We start from the raw sequence: 18614 nt of genomic DNA, 5'->3' as shown, positions 1-18614 counted from the left end.
AATCATGAATAATCTGGATTCAATTTGTGTGTTTTGTGGTAGTAGTGAAGGAAATGATATGAATGTTATTTCTGAGGCATTTCTATTGGGAGAAAAAATGGCTCAACAGAATATTGCTTTGGTTTACGGAGCTGCAAAGATCGGTATAATGGGCAAAGTTGCAGAAGGAGCATTGCAGCAAAAAGGAAAAGTCATCGGGGTTATTCCTGAGTTTTTGAAACTTAAAGAAGTTGTTCATCAAGGTTTAACAGAATTGGTTACCACAACTAACATGCATGAACGAAAAATGAAAATGCATGATATTAGTAATGGATTTATAACGTTACCAGGGGGTTTTGGTACATTAGAAGAGCTATTTGAGATTATTACCTGGTCTCAGTTGGGATTACATCAAAAGCCTATTGGCTTGCTTAATATTGGTGGTTTTTATGACCATCTATTGTTTATGCTGGAGAATATGGTGAGGAGAGGCTTTCTTAAGATGGAAAACTATGAATTACTGATTGTAGATAGTGATATTGATCAATTATTAGAAAAAATGCGCAATTTTAAACCTATGCAGGTGCCTAAATGGTTAAAATCGGATAGAACATAATGAGTATAGAAATACAAATCAATCAATTAAGAGAAGAATTACGTCAACATAATCATAACTACTATGTGTTGGATGCGGCAACAATAAGTGATTATGAATTTGATATGAAACTAAAAGAGCTTCAGGAGTTAGAAGCACAACATCCTGAATTTTATGATCCAAATTCTCCTACGCTAAGGGTAGGTGGAGGTATCACTAAGAATTTTGAAACCGTAGTTCATGAACATAGAATGTATTCTCTGGATAATTCATATTCTAAAGAAGATTTATTGGATTGGGAGAAGCGTATCAAAAAACTGGTAGATGGAGAGGTTAACTATACTTGTGAGCTTAAATATGATGGGGCATCTATAAGTTTGACTTATGAAGAAGGAGAATTAGTAAGAGCTGTAACGAGAGGCGATGGAATACAGGGTGATAATGTAACTACAAACATAAAAACAATAAAGTCAGTTCCGCTAAAGCTAACAGGAGACTATCCCCCAAAATTTGATATACGCGGAGAGATTATCTTACCTTTTGAGGGGTTTGCAAAAATGAATCAAGAGCGCATAGAGGCAGGAGAAGAACCGTATATGAATCCCCGAAATACCGCTTCCGGAAGTTTAAAGCTTCAGGACAGTACAGAGATTGCAAAACGTCCTTTAGATTGTTTGCTATACAATATTACCGGAGATAGATTAAAAATTGATTCTCAATATCAAAGCTTGGAAAAGGCGAGAGCTTGGGGTTTTAAAGTTCCAGCAGAATCAAAATTAGTGAATTCTATAGATGAGGTGTTGGAGTTTGTATCCTATTGGGATACGCATAGACATAATCTGCCATACGAGACAGATGGAGTAGTGATTAAGGTAAATAACCTTCAGCAGCAGGAAGAATTAGGATTTACTGCAAAAGCTCCTAGGTGGGCTATGGCTTATAAGTTCAAGGCGGAGCAAGTTTCAACTGTTTTAAAAGAAATCACTTATCAAGTTGGTAGGACAGGAGCAATTACTCCAGTGGCTAACTTAGATCCGGTGTTATTAGCTGGAACTACCGTAAAAAGAGCATCGTTACATAACGCAGATCAAATCGCTAAACTTGATATAAGAGAAGGGGACACTGTTTATGTAGAAAAAGGAGGTGAGATTATACCGAAGATCGTTGCAGTGGATTTTTCAAAAAGAAATAAGGACTCTCAGCCAACACAATATATTACTGAGTGTCCGGAATGTGGTACAGAACTAATTAGAAAAGAAGGTGAAGCACAACACTATTGTCCTAATGATCAAGGATGTTCTCCACAGATTGTAGGTCGTATACAGCATTATATTTCTCGTAAAGCGATGGATATAGAAGGGTTAGGAGGAGAGACTGTTGCATTATTAGTAAAAGAAGGATTAATAGTGAATTATGCAGATTTGTACGAGCTTAAAAAAGAACAGGTGATTCCTTTGGAAAGAATGGCAGAGAAAAGTGCAGAAAATCTAATTGCTGGAATCAAAAAGTCTAAAGAGATTCCTTTCGAACGAGTTTTGTTTGCATTAGGGATTAGATATGTTGGAGAGACAGTAGCTAAAAAACTGGCAAAACATTATAAAAATATAGATGCAATTATTACTGCTACAGAAGAAGATTTGGTAAATGTAGATGAGATCGGCATTAAGATTGCACAAAGTGTAAAGGAGTTTTTTGGTATAGAGGAAAATGTTACTTTAATCAAAAGATTACAAGATTATGAGGTTCAATTAAAGGTGTCTGCAGAAAAATTAGCTAATCAAACAGATACGTTACAAGGTAAAACTTTTGTAGTTTCAGGGGTTTTTGAGAAAGTATCTCGTAATGAGCTTAAAAAGTTAATAGAAGATAATGGAGGTAAAATATCTAGTTCAATCTCATCAAAGACCTCTTTTGTTGTGGCTGGTGAAAATATGGGGCCTAGTAAGCTGGAGAAAGCTAATAAACTTGAAATTGCTATAATCAGTGAAGATGATTTTCTAAATATGTTAGCATAATAAGTTGATAATTATATAGTTACTTACTAAAGATAGCTAATTATACTATAAGATTGAAAATACGTACACTTATACAGATATTGTTAATACTAGCCGGAGGGTTATGTGTGTTAAGTACTATAATGCAGTGGCCCGAGTTGGAGCTTTATACCAAACCAACTACGGTACCACTTTTTTTTATGTTATATTGGTTTAATGTCAGAAAGTTTGATAATTTATTCCTTATCATTTTGTCACTATGCTTTCTTGGTGATATTTTTCTTTTAACCAGAATCGAAAATGGTTTTATGTATGTGCTTCTTAGCTATACTACGTGTTACTTGATATTGTTCTATTATTTGTATAAAAATCATCAGCCACTAGATTATGACAAGTATGATGTTATATACATAATATTATTTGTTCTTTGCTGGACTTATATTGCTTATGAGATTTATAGAGCTACAGAAGGAAATATGGGTGACATAAAACCTTACGGTACTGCTTATATCATAATTTTGTATTTACTTTTTATTGGAGCTGTTTTTCAGTATATAAATATTCGATCACCAAAATCTCTTTGGTTTTTGATTGCGATACTTAACTTTGTAATATCTGATACTTGTTTTGCATTAAATAAATTCTATATCCCTTTGTTGGAGCTGGAAATTATTAATTCAATTTATCAATTATTAGCAGTGTTCTTCTTGGTTAAATTCAAAATTGCCAGTCCTGTTGCTTTGAAACTAAAAAATTCATAATTGATATTTTTTTAATATTATATCCTATTTCGCTAAAAATTAGTATATTGGGTATTCGGGAAAAATTGTATAACATACGTGTGTAAAATTCAGTAATTGGAGTTTTTTACACACTAATTAAAGTTAATGAATGGGGAAAGGTTACTAAAATTTCTTATTTCTTTATTTATCGTATTACAAGTTCTGGGTTTTGTATTTCAGATACCATTCTTGAATGCATATTGTAATCCGATTCTTTTTGCTTTGGTAATAGTATTTTATCTCATAAGTAGTAAAAGAACAAATGCTTTACATATAATAATTTTATTGATATTCTTTTCTGGAGAATTGATAAGATTTCAGGATGTTTTAAATACGATAAAGTTTGAGATCATGGTACATACTATTGTGTATATACTATTATTCTATTTTTTGTACTACAACCATAAGTCTTTTAAGTATAATAATAGAGATGTATTTACACTAGTATTAGGTAGTTCTCTTTATACTGTAATTTTTTTTCTCGCCTATAGTATATTAAGAGAACCTATGGGAGAGTTAAGTATTTTGGGGTTTCTTCATCTTTTGTTGTTATACATTTTGTTGATTGTTGGAGCTATGCATTATATTAATATTAGATCAGAAAAATCGTTGTGGTTTTTCTTGTCTATGTTAAATTTTGCTTTTAGTGATTTTATGTTGTTGATTGATAGGTTTTATCTTCAATCCAATGAGTTAAAGGTGTTGATGCTGATTTGTCAACCATTAGCATTGGTTTTTTTGGTTAATTATATGATTTCAAAATCTGTACATCTAAAATCTGATGAGTTTGAAGGTTTTTGATGTATTGTAAATAAAAAAAAATATTGAATCTGGAAAAAATTACATATCAATTATTTTTTATAACCGGAGGGTTAGCCTTTTTAGCATCTATATTTATTAATGGCTTAATGATTTACCTGAGGCCATTAGTTATTATGTCCTTATGTTTTTTGTATATTAAGAAAGCTGAAAAGTTGAATTATTTAGTTTTGTTTTCCTTATTGATGTTAATGATTTGTGAGACATTATATTTTCATGATTATTTAGGAAATTTTGAAGCCCTACATATTTTGTTGTCCTCATATTATTTGTTAAATGTAGTTTTGTTGTGGAAGAGTTTGCAGTTGGTGAAAATTCAGTTTCGTAAAATTTTTACAATACAGCTAATTATATCTATGACCTTGATTACTTATGTTTTAGTCACTGTTGCAAATTTAATTTCGCCAGCGGTTAATGAACATAGTCTGGTTCTCAATATATTGGTAGTTTTCTTTGCTATATTTATAGGGGTTTGTTATTATATTTATCTTAATAGTAAGACCGTTACAAGCTATTCTTTAATGGTAGCGGCATCTTGTTTTTTGATTGTTAATATTGTTACTGCGCTTCATAGGTTGTATGTTCCCTTAGATGTATTTCCTGTGATTACTAATCTATTACAAATCTCAGGGCAATTTTTTCTTGTCAAGTTTTTTATAGAACAACATAATTTGGTTCCATCCGGAAAAGATTATTTCTAATAGTGATTAAGTTTTTATGGATGATATTTGTATTTTGTAAACTCAAAGTTACTTTGTTTCCCGTTAAACTTGAAAAAAATACCACTTACATACTTACCATTTTTTATTGCTGCATTGGTAGTGTTTGTAACTACAATATTTTTTGAAAAAGGTTCTCTCGTTTATGTAAAGCCGCTAGTTTTTTTAGCCTTAATTTATGTCTATGTAAGGAAAGCAAATAAGTACAAGTTAGTATATATACTCAGTATGTTAATTCTTTTTGTTAATGATACTTTAGTCTATAGTGATTTTATGAGATATTTTGATGCTATAGCAATAGTTATAGCCTTGTATTATGTATTTTCGATGTTTTTATTGAAGGTTTTTTTTACATTAAAAGGTGTTAATCTGAATACAATATTTTCTTTTCCGGTGATTATTAGCCTTGTGTTGATTTCATATCTTACATATTCCATTACGGACTTAGTTTTACCTCATATTTTGGATTCTCTGTTGTTTTTTGGGATTATTATGATATCAATGATTTCTTTTGTTAGTATGTGTTTTTATGTATATATAACTGATAAATATTCTGGTAATTTTAGACTCTTTATTGTTGCTTGTTGTTGCTTATTTGTAAACGCTTTATTACCCATAAACGAAATATTATATTATAACAGGGTGTTTACTATAGTGGTTAATGTTGCAGAAATGGCTGGTCTTTATTTTTTCATGGAGTTTTTGATTAAAGCTAAACCTCAGGATTTAATAAGAAAAGAGCAGAGTTATTTTTAGATTTTTGAAACATTTATTAAAGCCTGTCTCTATAAATTTTATAAACTTTAAATTTGGATATCACATCACTTGTTAAATATTTTTCTGATTGTTACAAGGCTGACAATAGGGAGTTTAGTATAGATAATTTTTTCTCAGCTAAATTTGAGAATCAATTCCTTCAGGATTTGGATGAGGAACTTATTAATGGAAAGTATAAACAGCAATATATCCCAGATGATGTTGGAGAGATTGTTTCTAAAAACCTTCAGTTATATAAAAGAGATAAGCAACTATTTTATTGTTCACTATTTTTATTAGGTAAACGAAGATTGTTCAACAAAAGAACAAGTCGTATTTGTGCTCCCATCTTTTTCTATCCTTCAAAAATTATTCAAGTAGATGAAGACTATTTTATTGAGATTTATCTTGAAGAACGACAAGTTAATTATGGATTTCTAAGAACATTAGATTTTAATTCATCTTTTGAGAGTTTTCAGGAAGAATTCAATGAATTATTAAGTAGAGAAATAATAGATTATCCATTCATTGCAGAGTTGCAAAGATTGTTTGATAAACATATGTCTAATGTTACTTTTTCTGAAGAGGTACATATGTTTCCAAAGTTAATTCCACCAAAAACAGTTAAGAGATATTTTAATTCGGTTAACGAAGAAAAGTTTGACCAATTTCAATTGTTACCAGCATCCGGAGCAATGGTGTCAAGTAAAGCAACCAATGTGCAGAATGTTGTAAATGAATTAGAGCAGTTGACGGGTATTACAGATTATTCCTCAGCTATTCAATCATATTTAGGCGATTCTAATCGTATAAGAACTAAAAAATATATTCCTAAGATAAAACCTTTTATACTGAATACGGCTCAAGAAAATAGTATTAAAGCAGCTAACGAAAGGGTTAAGTCAGTAATTATTGGTCCTCCGGGAACAGGTAAGTCATATATGGTAGCAGCAATTGCGATGGATTATATAAGTCAAGGGAAAAGTGTTTTGATTGCGACAAGAACAGACGAGGCATTGCAGGTGATCTCTAATAAATTAGAGTCTTTTTCTGTAGGAAGATATAGGATGAAGGCAGGAGGAGCTAGATATAAACTGTCATTAATAGCTAGTTTAGAGAAGTTTTTATTTAGGTTTAATCAGCTGCCTTATAGAAATGAAATTAATAAGGATTGGTCTTATTTAGGGGAACTTCAAAAGAGATTAAAAAAAATTGAATCAGAATTCTCTAAAATTGATTCTAAAAGTATTGAACTTACCGAAACAATTCTTGAAGAACCAGGAATTATTAGAAATATAAAAATACATTGGTTAAAGCTGTTTAAATTATGGCAGCAACAAGAATGGAAGTTGATAGATGAATACATGTCTTGTCTTAGAGAAAGTATTAAAGAATCTAACCGAAAATTGATGGGGCAGTTACTAGGAAATGTGCAGAATCGATTAAATTTCAATAGACAGGAACTTCAGGGGTTAGTGAATTCATTAAGAAACGATGACCTTTCATTAAAATCTGAAGAACTAAATTCCATAAATTTTAAGGTCATTCTGGGAGCTTTACCTATTTGGCTAGTAAAAATTGATAAAGCGGCTGAGGTACTTCCTTTAAAAAAGGAAATGTTTGACCTTTTGATCATAGACGAATCTACTCAATGTGATATGGCTGGTGTTTTACCTTTAATGCAAAGAGCTAAGAAAATGGTTATTACCGGAGATCCTAAGCAGTTAAGACATATGAGTTTTTTGTCTAAGCAACAAATGTTTAGCATCAGTAAGAAATATAACATTCCCTGGAGTGAAAAAATTAACTACCGAAGTAAAAGCCTTCTTGATTTTGTTTTAGAAGGTATTCAGTCTTCTGCTCAATTGAATCTTCTGAATGAACATTATAGGTCTTTACCTGATATCATTAAGTTTAGTAATGAAAAATTTTATGATGAGTCGTTATTGATAATGAATGATTTGCCTAAATATAAAACTCAAAAATCTGTTTTCATTCGTGAACTAAAAGGGAAACGAAATAGTAAAGGGGTTAATGAAGTGGAGGCTGTATCTATAATAAAACTTGTAAAAAAGTTGATCTTTCAAGAAGATAATGTGCAAAAAAAACAAGCAACATCAATTGGAATAATTTCCCCTTTTAAGGATCAAGTTACTTATATTGGTAAAGCAATAAGAAAAGAAATTACTCTAAAACAGTTACATAAACATAATATACGATTAGGAACTCCGTATTCTTTTCAGGGAGATGAAAGAGATATTATTCTAATCTCTATGGCTGTTGATAATGATTCTCATCATAGTGCTCTAAACTATTTAAACCGTTCAGACGTTTTTAATGTAATGATTACACGAGCAAGAAATATTCAAGAAGTATTTTTGTCTGTATCGATAAAAGAATTGAAATTCGATTCTTTGCTTCGGGATTATATAGAACGATCTATGATTAATAAGCAAGTCGTTCGAAAAGAGGATTCATATTTAGATGAATTTGTTAGAGAAGTACGTGTATTTTTGGATGCTAAGCATTTAGGTATAAATTATCATATTGGTTATCAACTTTCGGGGCTAGTGATAGATATTTTAATTGAGAAAGATGGTAAATATTTAGGAATTGATTTGATAGGTTATCCTGGTGATTTTCAGCCTTCGTTTTCGATAGAACGATATAAGGTTTTGTATAGGGTTGGTATCCAGGTGATTCCACTAAGTTATATGACTTGGTATTTTGACGAAAAAATAAAAGAAAAATTATCAGATATTATAAAGAAATTAGGTTAATTCTATTTTCTGTCATTCTTGCGAGTGATGAGATGATTTTAAAACCTAAAATAGCTACATTTGTGACTTAATCTTTTTTATGAATGATTTTAAAAGGTCTTAAAAGAAACGCGCTAAAAAAAAGCATTGAATCCCATCTAAAAAAAAGAAGCACTGAACAAAAGGATGTTACTACCCTTAAAACTCTTGCTGTTCTTCTTGATGCTTCTAAAGCAATTAATATTTTGTCGGTGGTAAAGCTTGCCAATGAACTTGGGGTTAAGTCTGATAAACTTAAGGTAGTGGGGTATAAGGAAGATCAAAAAGAACTAGAGGATGATAAGGATGCTGCCTATTATAATGATAAAAGTTTTGGTATGAATGGCGCGGTTAAGAGTGGTTCTTTAAATGAATTTATAAATGAAGATTTTGATGTTTTGATTAATTTTTATGATGAAGATAAATTAGAACTCAATTACGTAGCTGTTGCATCTAAAGCTAAGCTAAAGGTCGGTTTTGCTGAAGTTGATAATCGGATCAACGATCTGATTATAGGATCTACAACTAATGATACCAACCTGTTTATTGCAGAATTAAAGAAATATTTAAAAATTTTACAGATTATATAATATGAGTGGTTTTCTCAGAGGAACTGGTGTGGCATTGGCAACACCTTTTAATAGTGATGGTTCAATAGATTACGATGGAGTTACAAAGTTGGTTGATTTTTGTGTAGGAGGGGGTGTAGAATATTTAGTAGCCTTAGGAACAACTGCGGAATCCGTTACACTATCCAAAGAAGAGAAGAAAAGTTTAATACAACATATTGTACAGGTAAATGATAAAAGACTTCCATTAGTTATTGGTATAGGAGGAAATAATACAGCTGCAATCCTTCAGGAGATTAAGGATACAAATTTATCAGATTTTGATGCTATACTTTCAGTAGTTCCTATGTATAACAGACCTAATCAAGAAGGAGTTTATCAACATTATAAAGCAATAAATGATAATACTCCTCTTCCGGTATTGTTATATAATGTTCCTTCTCGGACCGGAACAAATATGACTGCTGAGACAACGCTTCGTTTAGCACAATTAGATAACATAGTTGGAATAAAAGAAGCTGTTGGAGATTTTACACAAGTGCTAAAGGTTTTAAAAGACCGACCTAAGGATTTTCTTGTGATTTCAGGAGACGATGCGCTGGCTTTACCGGCTGTAGCTGCTGGAGGAGATGGTGTGATTAGTGTGGTAGGACAAGGTTTTCCTAAAGAATTTTCAGAAATGATACGACTAGGGTTAGCTGGAGAAACGAGTAAAGCGTTTCAAATCCTATATAAATTATTACCAGTAATGGATTATGCTTTTGCGGAAGGTAATCCTGCTGGGATTAAGAATGTTTTAAAAGCGAAAGGTATCTGTAATGATAATCTTCGCTTGCCTCTAGTGCCTGTTTCAGATGAATTGGCTAAAAAGATTAAAGATTTTATTAAAAAGAAATAAGGTCTACAAAAATGGCTAAAAAGATTAAAGATCCGGGAATAGGAAGATCTTCAAAAAAACATGCGAAGCGATTTATTAATCCTGATGGGTCTTTTAATGTTAAACATGTTAATAGAAGTAACTCTTGGACCGGGAATTATGATTACTTGATTAGTATTAGCTGGATCAGGTTTTTTTTCTGGGTGGTCTTGGGGTATGTTATTGTCAATTCGTTTTTTGCACTGATTTATACTGTTTTGGGCATTTCTGAAATAGTAGAGCCCTCAGGTAATATTTTTGAGGACTTTTTAAATGCATTTTTCTTTTCAGCCCAAACTATAACTACAGTCGGTTATGGCGCAATGGCGCCAAAAGGATTGTTGTTCGGTATTATTTCATCTTTTGAAGCACTCATAGGTCTACTTAGTTTTTCATTTATTACGGGTTTGCTTTATGGAAGGTTCTCTAAACCTAGAGCTAATATTAGATTTAGTAGTAGTGTGGTTTTGCGTAAGCATAATGATGAAGATTGTATAATGTTCAGATTAATGAGTAGAAGCAAAAATGTAATGATACACCCTAAGATCGAAGCAACATTAGCTTTGTCCCAAAAAAATGATGAAGGAAAATATACAAATAGCTTTTATAACCTTAAACTGGAACGGAATTCAATTACATATTTGCCTACCACCTGGACGATTGTACATGCTATTAATGAGTCTAGTCCCTTGAAAGAGTTTAATGTTAAAGAATTGCCAGAATTAAACGGAGAGATTTTAATAATGGTAAGTTATTATGATGAGTCATTTGCACAAGAGGTACATCAGGCTCATTCGTATGTTCTTAATAACCTAAAACAAGATCATAGATTTGTTCCTGCATTTTACTACGATGATAACGGTTATACTATTTTGGATCATAACCTTTTGGATGAAACTACTGCTAATTCGCCCAAATAAATTGTGTAAGATTTTCTAATGAATTCGATATATATTATTTTTTGCAACAAGCCTTTATATTTGGGGTTATTTAATAGATGAATTAAAGTTTTTGTAATACGGTAGAAATATCTATTTTTGCCAGATGTTTTTTAAGCTATGAAGAGATTATTGTATTTACTTATTATTTTGTTAGCCTTAGGGTCTTGTAGTGAATATCAGACGGTATTTAAAGGAGAAGAAGTAGGTCCTAAATATAAGTTGGCAGAAAAGTTGTACAAAGCAGGCAAGTACAAAAAAGCATTACGCCTTTTTGAGCAGATAGTGCCACAATATAGGGGTAAACCTCAGGCTGAACGAGTGATGTATTATTATGCTGATACGTATTATCAATTAGAGGATTTTTACTTAGCAGGATACCAATTCGAGAGATTTGCAAAATCTTACCCTAAAAGCGAAAAGAGAGAAGAGGCTTTTTATAAAAGTGCTAAGAGTTATTATGAGCTATCACCAAGATATAGTTTAGATCAAACAGAAACTACTAAAGCTATAGAGAAACTTCAGGAATATATAGATGCATATCCTGAAAGTGAAAATTTGTCAGAAGCCAATAAGTTGGTTGCAGAATTAAGAGAGAAGAAAGAAAGAAAGGCGTACGAAATTGCTAAACTCTATCACCATAGAGAGAATTATAAAGTTGCAATATCTAGTTTTGATAATTATTTAGTGGATTATCCAGGTTCGCCATTCAGAGAAAAAGTACTATATTACAAGTTAGAATCTGAGTATTTACTGGCGATTGGTAGTTATGAGAGCTTGGTAGAAGATCGACTTAATACAGCTCAGACATACTACAATAACTATAAGAAATATTACAAGTCAGGAGAATATACTCAGAAAGCTGATGAAATAGCTGAGGATATAAAATCAAGATTAGAACAATATAAATAGAAAACTTAGGAGAAGATGGATTTGAAAAAAAGCAATGCACCGGTAAATACTACTACAATTGATAAAAATTTAGTAGATCAGCCTACAGATAATATTTACGAAGCAATTTCGATTATTTCTAAAAGAGCTAATCAGATCAATACAGATATTAAGAAAGAACTTCTTGAGAAACTGGATGAGTTTGCTACTTATAATGATAGTTTAGAAGAGATTTTTGAAAACAAAGAACAGATTGAGGTTTCTAAGTTTTATGAAAGACTACCTAAACCACACGCTTTGGCGGTTCAGGAGTGGTTAGAAGGTAAGATTTACCACAGAAACACTAAGGCAGACTCAGAATCATTATAAGTCTATGTCGATTTTAAGCGGTAAAAAGATTTTAATTGGTATCACCGCTGGTATAGCTGCATATAAAACTGCATCCTTAGTACGTTTGTTTATAAAAGCAGGTGCTGAAGTAAAGGTTGTAATGACTCCCGCAGCAAAAGATTTCGTAACTCCGCTTACATTATCTACATTATCCAAGAACCCTGTTTTTTCCTCTTTTTTTGATGAAGAAGATGAAAACGCAGAATGGAATAATCATGTAGAGTTAGGATTATGGGCAGATTTTATGATTATTGCTCCAGCTACTGCTAATACATTGTCTAAGATGTCAACAGGTAGTAGCGACAATTTACTTTTGGCAACGTACCTTTCTGCTAAATGCCCTGTATATTTTGCTCCGGCGATGGATTTGGACATGTATCAGCACCCTTCTACAGGTGCTACTTTTAAAAAACTACAAGAATTTGGTAATATCATGATACCAGCTGAGTCAGGTGAATTGGCTAGTGGTTTGATAGGGCAAGGTAGAATGGCTGAGCCGGAACATATTATAGATTTTATAGAGAAAGATATTTTAGATCAACTCCCTTTAAAAGATCAAAAAGTTTTAATAACCGCTGGTCCTACCTATGAGGCAATAGACCCTGTGCGGTTTATTGGTAATCATTCTAGTGGAAGAATGGGAATTGAATTGGCTAAAGCAGCTGCAAATCTTGGAGCGCAAGTGACTTTGGTGTTAGGGCCTTCTGCGCTGAAGGTTGATCATAGTTTAATTAATATAGTCAAGGTTGTTAGTGCAGCATCCATGTATGAAGCTGTGGTGAAGGAATATAGTGATTGTGATATTGCCATTGCGTCTGCTGCAGTTGCTGATTATAGACCTAAGAATATATCAAATCAAAAGATCAAGAAAGCCGATGCCGAATTTGCAATAGAATTAGAGAGAACGACTGATATCCTGAAATGGATGGGAGCTGAAAAGAAAAACCAGTTCTTAGTAGGGTTTGCATTAGAGACTGAAAATGAAGAAGAAAATGCAAAAAATAAACTAAAGAAAAAGAATTTGGATTTAATTGTATTAAATTCACTTAATGATAAAGGAGCCGGTTTTAAGGGGCAAACCAATAAAGTTAGTTTGATTAATCATAAATTGGAGATTAAAGCGTTTGAACTTAAAACTAAAGCGGAAGTCGCTGTAGATATATTTGAAGAAATTAATCAGCTAAAAAATGCATAAACTACTTTTTTTTGTACTTTTTGTACTTGGTTTTAATCTTAATGCCCAGGAGTTTAATGCTACAGTTGGAGTAAATGCTGAGCAAACGGGTAATCCTAATTTACAAGTTTTTAGAACTCTAGAGCGCTCTTTAACTGAATTTATAAATAATACAAAGTGGACTGAAGTTGATTATCGAACAGAGGAGCGTATCAACTGTAGTTTCTTTATTAATATATCTAGTTTTACTAATGATGCTTTTGCAGCTACTTTACAGGTTCAGGCATCAAGACCAGTTTACGGTTCTAATTATAATACAACGATTTTTAATATTAATGATAAGCAGTTTAATTTTAGTTATTTAGAGTTTCAGCCGTTAAATTATAACCCCAATAATTTTGAGTCAAATTTGATATCAGTTGTTGCATTTTATTTATATACTATACTTGGGGTAGATGCAGATACATTTGAGCTTAATAGTGGCACCGGTTATTTTCAGGAAGCCAAGAATATTGTAGGTAATGCTCAAGGGAGTAATACACTTGGATGGAATGCGCAGGATGGTAATCAAACTAGGTTCAAGCTTAATGATGATTTGCTTTCTGGGACTTATGATGGATATAGAACAGCTATGTACAGATATCATCGAGAAGGATTAGATATTATGCATAATAATCTTAAAAAAGGTAAAGAGATGATTATCGAGGCTTTAGAACCGCTTAAACAAATGAATAATACAAGGCCTAATTCTTACATGATGAGAGTGTTTTTTGATGCTAAAGCTGATGAAATCTCAAGTATTCTTTCCGGAGGACCTTCTGTTAATATTGCAGATTCGGTTGCTTTATTGGATAGAATTGCACCCACATATTCAGAAAACTGGAAAAAAATAAAGTTTTAGTATAGTATTTGTTTGCAATTTTTTTTAAAACTGTAGTATCTTTACTTACTTATAAATAACCTAATTTTTCTATCCTTTGCTTAGAGGACTTTCAATAAAAAACTTTGCTTTAATAGAACAATTACAGGTCTCATTTGATTCAGGTTTGATTACTATTACTGGAGAAACTGGGGCTGGTAAGTCATTGTTACTTGGAGCTCTGGGATTATTGCTTGGTAAAAGAGCAGATCTTAGTAGTGTTAAAGATAGTAGTGCTAAGTGTTTTATAGAAGGTGTTTTTGATATTGCTAAATATGATCTTCAACCTTTTTTTGAGGAAGAAGAATTGGATTATGAAGAAGAAACAATCATAAGACGTGAGATTTTGCCTTCAGGTAAATCCAGAGCGTTCATTAATGATACTCCTGTTACCTTACAATCGCTTTCTGGTTTGGGAGAAAAATTAATCGATATCCATAGTCAGCATCAAACTTTAGAAGTTACTTCTAGTGATTTTCAGTTTAAAGTATTAGATGCTCTTGCAGGAGCGGATCGCGAAATTGAGTCTTATAAACGTGGTCTTAGATTACTTAAGCAGAAAGAAAAAGAAGTTAAAGTTTTAATTGAGAGTCAAGAAGAGTTCAATAAAGAATATGATTATAATACTTTTCTTTTAAAAGAATTAGAAGAAGGAAAGTTAAAACCTGGAGAATTACCTGAGTTAGAAGAACGATATGAGCAGTTAAATAATATCGAGGAGATTCAGGAGTATTTGTCTCAATCAGTTTCTTTGGTTAATGCTGAAGAAATAGGTTTGTCTGATCAATTAAATGCAATCAAGGCTAATTTGTCTAAAATAGAAACGTATTCCGGAACGTTAAAAGAACTTTCTGATCGAATCCAAAGCATCTACATAGAATTAGATGATGTAAACACCTCGTTGCAGGATGAGATGGAAAAACTTGAAGCTGACCCTGAACAATTGGAAGAATTGAGTCAACGATTGCAATTAATTCATAATCTTCAGGTAAAACATGCTGTTTCTACTATAGAAGAACTTATAGTAATCAAAGATGAGCTTCATGAAAAAGTATCTAAGACAGAATCACTTTCTGATGATATAGATAAGTTGAAAAAAGAAATAACTACTATACAATCTCAGTTAGATGAAGTCGCGGTAAAAATTCATGATAAAAGAAACAAGGCATTACCTAAGTTAACGAATGAGTTAGAAGATATTCTAAAAGCTTTAGGGATGCCTAATGCTTCTTTTAATGCTTCTTTAGAGTTGCAAGAAAAATATTTATCTAATGGAAAAGAAAGTCTTGAATTTTTGTTTTCGGCGAATAAAGGAGGGTCTTTTGGTGAGTTAAAAAAAGTAGCTTCTGGAGGAGAGCTATCCAGAATTATGATAGCGATCAAGTCTATTTTGTCTAGATATGCACAGTTGCCAACCATTATTTTTGATGAAATTGATACAGGGGTTTCTGGTGAAGTAGCCCATAAAATGGCAGATCTGATGATGGATATGAGTAAGAATTTGCAGGTTTTTAGTATTACACATTTGCCGCAAATTGCTGCTAATGGTCAAAGCCATTATAAAGTCTTTAAAGAAGATATTAACGATGCAACAGTTACTCAGCTTAAATTATTAAATGAGGAGGAAAGAATAAAAGAAATCGCAGAAATGATTGGTGGTAAGGATATTTCTGATTCAGCATTGACGCATGCAAGGTCATTGTTATTTAATTAAAATAAAATATAGTAGCGTTTTAGGTCGTTTTGTTATCTTTACCGCTTCGTATACAACCATACTTTAATTTATAGTTAAATGTCACACAATTTATTAAAAGGCAAAAGAGGAATTATCTTTGGGGCGTTGGATGAAAGTTCAATAGCCTGGAAAACAGCAGAACGTGTTTTTGAAGAAGGAGGAAGTTTCGTCCTAACTAATGCTCCGGTAGCAATGCGTATGGGAGCTATTAAAACTCTTGCCGAAAAGACCAATTCTGAGGTAATACCTGCAGATGCGACTTCTTTAGAAGATTTAGAGAATTTAGTAGAAAAAGCAATGGAGATCTTAGGAGGTAAACTAGATTTTGTTTTGCACTCTATTGGGATGTCTGTAAACGTAAGAAAGGGGCGTCATTATACAGATCTTAATTATGATTGGAGTGAAAAAGGATGGGATGTATCTGCACTTTCTTTTCATAAAACAATGCAGACACTATACAAAAAAGAAGCAATGAATGATTGGGGGAGTATTGTAGGGTTGACTTATATGGCTGCTCAGCGTGTATTTCCTGATTATAATGATATGGCTGATAATAAGGCGTATTTAGAATCAATTGCTCGCAGTTTTGGATATTTCTTTGGTAGAGATAAAAAAGTGCGTGTAAATACGATTTCTCAATCTCCAACACCGACTACTGCTGGTAAAGGTGTAAAAGGTTTTGATGGTTTTATAGAGTATGCAGATAAAATGTCTCCTCTAGGTAATGCCACTGCAGATGATTGTGCAGATTATACAGTAACATTGTTTTCTGACTTAACTAAAAAAGTAACACTTCAGAATTTATATCACGATGGCGGTTTTTCTAATATGGGAGTTAGCCAATTGGTGATGGATAAGTTTATAGATGAAGAATAAACTATATATACTTTTTATATAAAATTAAGCCTCAATCCTTAGATTGGGGTTTTTACTTTTTTAATGTATTTATAAAACTTTCTTTGTAGGTTCTTCCTATAGGAATGACATCATTCTCAATAAAAATCTGATTTCTGGAAATTTTTTCTACTCTATCCAAATTTACAATATAAGAACGATGAGTGCGAATAAAATTAAGTTTAGATAGTTTTTCTTCCCAGTTCTGTAAACTATCCAAAATAAGAATCTGTTTATCAGTTGTCACCACTTTTACATAATCTACTTCTGCTTTTAGAAATAAAATATCTTCAGCATTAGTTTTATAGATGGTTTTATCGGCATAAAGGAATAGCTGTTTGTTTTTATTCTTTTCAATAGGAAGTAACTGCCCTCTAACACGACTGACAGACTTATAGAAGCGCTCATAAGAAAATGGTTTTACTAAATAATCTGTTACAGCTTCTTCAAAGGCTTCAATAGCATATCCTGGATAGGCGGAGGTGACGATTACCTTTGGAGGGTGATGTAATGTTTTTAAGAAGGACAACCCATTTAGCTCAGGTAGTTGGATATCCAAAAATAAAAGATCTGTTTGCCGTAATTGTTCCAGAGGTATGTCCAAACCACTTTCATAAGCTCCTAAACAATCTATAAAGGGGGTCTTGTCTACATAATTTTGTAATACCTCAATTGCAGAAGCTTCATCCTCTAAAATTAAACAATGTATCATAGCTGAATTTCCAATTTTACTTTAAAACGATCTTTATCTTTTTCAATTTCCAATTGATGCCTTTCTGGATATAGCAGCTCCAACCGCTTCTTAGTATTTTTTATTCCAATACCGCTTTCTTTCCATTCTTTATCAATATTTTGCTTAGCGCTTTCTTTAAAAGAGTTCTCACAAAGAAAAAAAAGTGTATTTTTTTTTACTAGGACCCTAATTTCAATTACATGGTTTTTACCTTTTATAATACTAGAATACTTAAAGGCGTTCTCCACAAATGCTATGAGTAATAGAGGGGATATTTGTTGTTTTTCGTTATCTATATCTTGAGAAAAATTAACTACTATTTTGTTAGATAATCTTTCTTGTTGTAAAATGATATAATCTTTGAGATGCTGTAATTCCTGGTTTAGCATAACATATTCTTTTTGACCCTCATGTAATACATATCGAAACCCATCAGAAAGTTTTAATATCAAATCTGGAGTTTTATCGTCTTTTCTTAGTGCATTTGCATAAATCGTATTTAATGTGTTAAATAAGAAATGAGGGTTGACTTTTGCCTTTAGCACTTTTATTTCAGCTTGTTGTTTTTCTTGTGTCAATCTGTCAATTTCTACTTGTTTTCTATATACATTCTTTAAAGAGTAGATTGTGAAAAAAACAACTCCAAAGCTTACATAAGTCAAAGAATTGGCAGCAAAGTGTTTCCAGAAATGAGTATCTCCCTCATGAAAGAAGCGATCAAAATATTCATAACAACATGCGTTTATAAAATATGCAAGAATAACAATTAGGAGATATTTCTTTTTATTTTTCTTTGGAAAGAACCATAGGTATAAAAAATAAGAAATAGTCATTTTAAACAGTAAAGAATTTAATTCGTGTGTAAAAGACATCATGTACCCACCGTCTCTTTTTAAATACTTTATATATGGATAAAATAACACCATACACCAGAGCAAAACATGAAAATATGGTTCTGCTTTTACAAATTTTTGATATATATTTCTATTTTCCATTAATAGGAGTAAGTTACA

18 protein-coding genes are annotated in these 18614 nt (G+C 32.0%); 16 read left to right on the top strand and 2 right to left on the bottom strand.

The window, feature by feature from the left end; translation table 11 throughout:
* The first annotated feature begins 4 nt into the window (after positions 1–4).
* The 16 genes from J8M14_RS14025 (at position 5) to J8M14_RS13950 (ending at position 16850) form a co-directional block, all read left to right on the top strand.
* Entirely contained in the window at positions 5–595 is a 591-nt protein-coding gene (locus J8M14_RS14025) for a TIGR00730 family Rossman fold protein (protein ID WP_211075434.1), read from the top strand.
* Positions 595–2589: an NAD-dependent DNA ligase LigA gene (ligA, locus tag J8M14_RS14020; protein ID WP_211075433.1), complete on the top strand. Its 1995-nt coding sequence runs from the start codon at positions 595–597 to the stop codon at positions 2587–2589. Before J8M14_RS14025 ends, ligA begins: the two co-directional genes overlap by 1 nt.
* Positions 2590–2642: 53 nt before the next feature.
* On the top strand, positions 2643–3329 hold the full coding sequence (locus tag J8M14_RS14015) for a lysoplasmalogenase family protein (RefSeq protein ID WP_211075432.1): 687 nt from the start codon (positions 2643–2645) through the stop codon (positions 3327–3329).
* Between the two features lie 126 nt (positions 3330–3455).
* Positions 3456–4151, top strand: coding sequence for a hypothetical protein (locus J8M14_RS14010; protein ID WP_211075431.1), 696 nt, complete (start codon positions 3456–3458; stop codon positions 4149–4151).
* A 374-nt stretch (positions 4152–4525) separates the two neighbouring features.
* Entirely contained in the window at positions 4526–4870 is a 345-nt protein-coding gene (locus tag J8M14_RS14005; protein WP_211075430.1) for a hypothetical protein, read from the top strand.
* A 69-nt stretch (positions 4871–4939) separates the two neighbouring features.
* Complete coding sequence (locus J8M14_RS14000) at positions 4940–5644, top strand: hypothetical protein (protein ID WP_211075429.1); 705 nt, start codon at positions 4940–4942, stop codon at positions 5642–5644.
* A 53-nt stretch (positions 5645–5697) separates the two neighbouring features.
* Positions 5698–8424: an AAA domain-containing protein gene (locus J8M14_RS13995; protein WP_211075428.1), complete on the top strand. Its 2727-nt coding sequence runs from the start codon at positions 5698–5700 to the stop codon at positions 8422–8424.
* A gap of 83 nt (positions 8425–8507) precedes the next feature.
* Positions 8508–9032: a hypothetical protein gene (locus J8M14_RS13990; RefSeq protein ID WP_247672643.1), complete on the top strand. Its 525-nt coding sequence runs from the start codon at positions 8508–8510 to the stop codon at positions 9030–9032.
* 1 nt (position 9033) lies between these two features.
* Positions 9034–9909, top strand: coding sequence for a 4-hydroxy-tetrahydrodipicolinate synthase (gene dapA / locus J8M14_RS13985; protein ID WP_211075427.1), 876 nt, complete (start codon positions 9034–9036; stop codon positions 9907–9909).
* A gap of 11 nt (positions 9910–9920) precedes the next feature.
* Positions 9921–10847 (top strand): ion channel, encoded by a 927-nt coding sequence (locus tag J8M14_RS13980; protein ID WP_211075426.1) that lies wholly within the window; start codon positions 9921–9923, stop codon positions 10845–10847.
* 138 nt (positions 10848–10985) lie between these two features.
* Positions 10986–11777, top strand: a complete 792-nt coding sequence (gene bamD, locus J8M14_RS13975; protein ID WP_211075425.1) for an outer membrane protein assembly factor BamD — start codon at positions 10986–10988, stop codon at positions 11775–11777.
* A gap of 15 nt (positions 11778–11792) precedes the next feature.
* A complete protein-coding gene (locus tag J8M14_RS13970; RefSeq protein ID WP_211075424.1) occupies positions 11793–12125 on the top strand; it encodes a DNA-directed RNA polymerase subunit omega in 333 nt (110 codons plus the stop codon).
* A 4-nt stretch (positions 12126–12129) separates the two neighbouring features.
* On the top strand, positions 12130–13341 hold the full coding sequence (coaBC, locus tag J8M14_RS13965) for a bifunctional phosphopantothenoylcysteine decarboxylase/phosphopantothenate--cysteine ligase CoaBC (RefSeq protein WP_211075423.1): 1212 nt from the start codon (positions 12130–12132) through the stop codon (positions 13339–13341).
* Entirely contained in the window at positions 13334–14221 is an 888-nt protein-coding gene (locus tag J8M14_RS13960) for a DUF4835 family protein (RefSeq protein ID WP_211075422.1), read from the top strand. Before coaBC ends, J8M14_RS13960 begins: the two co-directional genes overlap by 8 nt.
* Before the next feature lie 76 nt (positions 14222–14297).
* A complete protein-coding gene (gene recN / locus J8M14_RS13955) occupies positions 14298–15953 on the top strand; it encodes a DNA repair protein RecN (protein ID WP_211075421.1) in 1656 nt (551 codons plus the stop codon).
* Positions 15954–16031: 78 nt separating this feature from the next.
* Positions 16032–16850: an SDR family oxidoreductase gene (locus J8M14_RS13950; protein WP_211075420.1), complete on the top strand. Its 819-nt coding sequence runs from the start codon at positions 16032–16034 to the stop codon at positions 16848–16850.
* 52 nt (positions 16851–16902) lie between these two features.
* On the opposite strand, the gene J8M14_RS13945 is transcribed toward J8M14_RS13950, so the two are convergent.
* Both J8M14_RS13945 and J8M14_RS13940 read right to left on the bottom strand, forming a co-directional pair.
* On the bottom strand, positions 16903–17580 hold the full coding sequence (locus J8M14_RS13945; protein WP_211075419.1) for a LytTR family DNA-binding domain-containing protein: 678 nt from the start codon (positions 17578–17580) through the stop codon (positions 16903–16905).
* Entirely contained in the window at positions 17577–18596 is a 1020-nt protein-coding gene (locus J8M14_RS13940; RefSeq protein WP_211075418.1) for a histidine kinase, read from the bottom strand. The genes J8M14_RS13945 and J8M14_RS13940 overlap by 4 nt, the downstream gene beginning before the upstream one ends.
* Between the last annotated feature and the right edge of the window lie 18 nt (positions 18597–18614).

It is taken from the genome of Aquimarina sp. MMG016, assembly GCF_018100805.1.
Taxonomy (GTDB): domain Bacteria; phylum Bacteroidota; class Bacteroidia; order Flavobacteriales; family Flavobacteriaceae; genus Aquimarina.
The sequence above is the reverse complement of the archived record's forward strand: the minus strand, read 5'-3'. Positions and strand labels throughout refer to the sequence as shown.

Coding starts and splice junctions, on each gene's coding strand:
- J8M14_RS14025 (WP_211075434.1), top strand. CDS start 5: ATGAATAATCTGGATTCAATTTGTGTGTTTTGTGGTAGTAGTGAAGGA.
- ligA (WP_211075433.1), top strand. CDS start 595: ATGAGTATAGAAATACAAATCAATCAATTAAGAGAAGAATTACGTCAA.
- J8M14_RS14010 (WP_211075431.1), top strand. CDS start 3,456: ATGAATGGGGAAAGGTTACTAAAATTTCTTATTTCTTTATTTATCGTA.
- J8M14_RS14005 (WP_211075430.1), top strand. CDS start 4,526: ATGACCTTGATTACTTATGTTTTAGTCACTGTTGCAAATTTAATTTCG.
- J8M14_RS13990 (WP_247672643.1), top strand. CDS start 8,508: ATGATTTTAAAAGGTCTTAAAAGAAACGCGCTAAAAAAAAGCATTGAA.
- dapA (WP_211075427.1), top strand. CDS start 9,034: ATGAGTGGTTTTCTCAGAGGAACTGGTGTGGCATTGGCAACACCTTTT.
- J8M14_RS13980 (WP_211075426.1), top strand. CDS start 9,921: ATGGCTAAAAAGATTAAAGATCCGGGAATAGGAAGATCTTCAAAAAAA.
- bamD (WP_211075425.1), top strand. CDS start 10,986: ATGAAGAGATTATTGTATTTACTTATTATTTTGTTAGCCTTAGGGTCT.
- J8M14_RS13970 (WP_211075424.1), top strand. CDS start 11,793: ATGGATTTGAAAAAAAGCAATGCACCGGTAAATACTACTACAATTGAT.
- coaBC (WP_211075423.1), top strand. CDS start 12,130: ATGTCGATTTTAAGCGGTAAAAAGATTTTAATTGGTATCACCGCTGGT.
- J8M14_RS13960 (WP_211075422.1), top strand. CDS start 13,334: ATGCATAAACTACTTTTTTTTGTACTTTTTGTACTTGGTTTTAATCTT.
- J8M14_RS13950 (WP_211075420.1), top strand. CDS start 16,032: ATGTCACACAATTTATTAAAAGGCAAAAGAGGAATTATCTTTGGGGCG.
- J8M14_RS13945 (WP_211075419.1), bottom strand. CDS start 17,580: ATGATACATTGTTTAATTTTAGAGGATGAAGCTTCTGCAATTGAGGTA.
- J8M14_RS13940 (WP_211075418.1), bottom strand. CDS start 18,596: ATGGAAAATAGAAATATATATCAAAAATTTGTAAAAGCAGAACCATAT.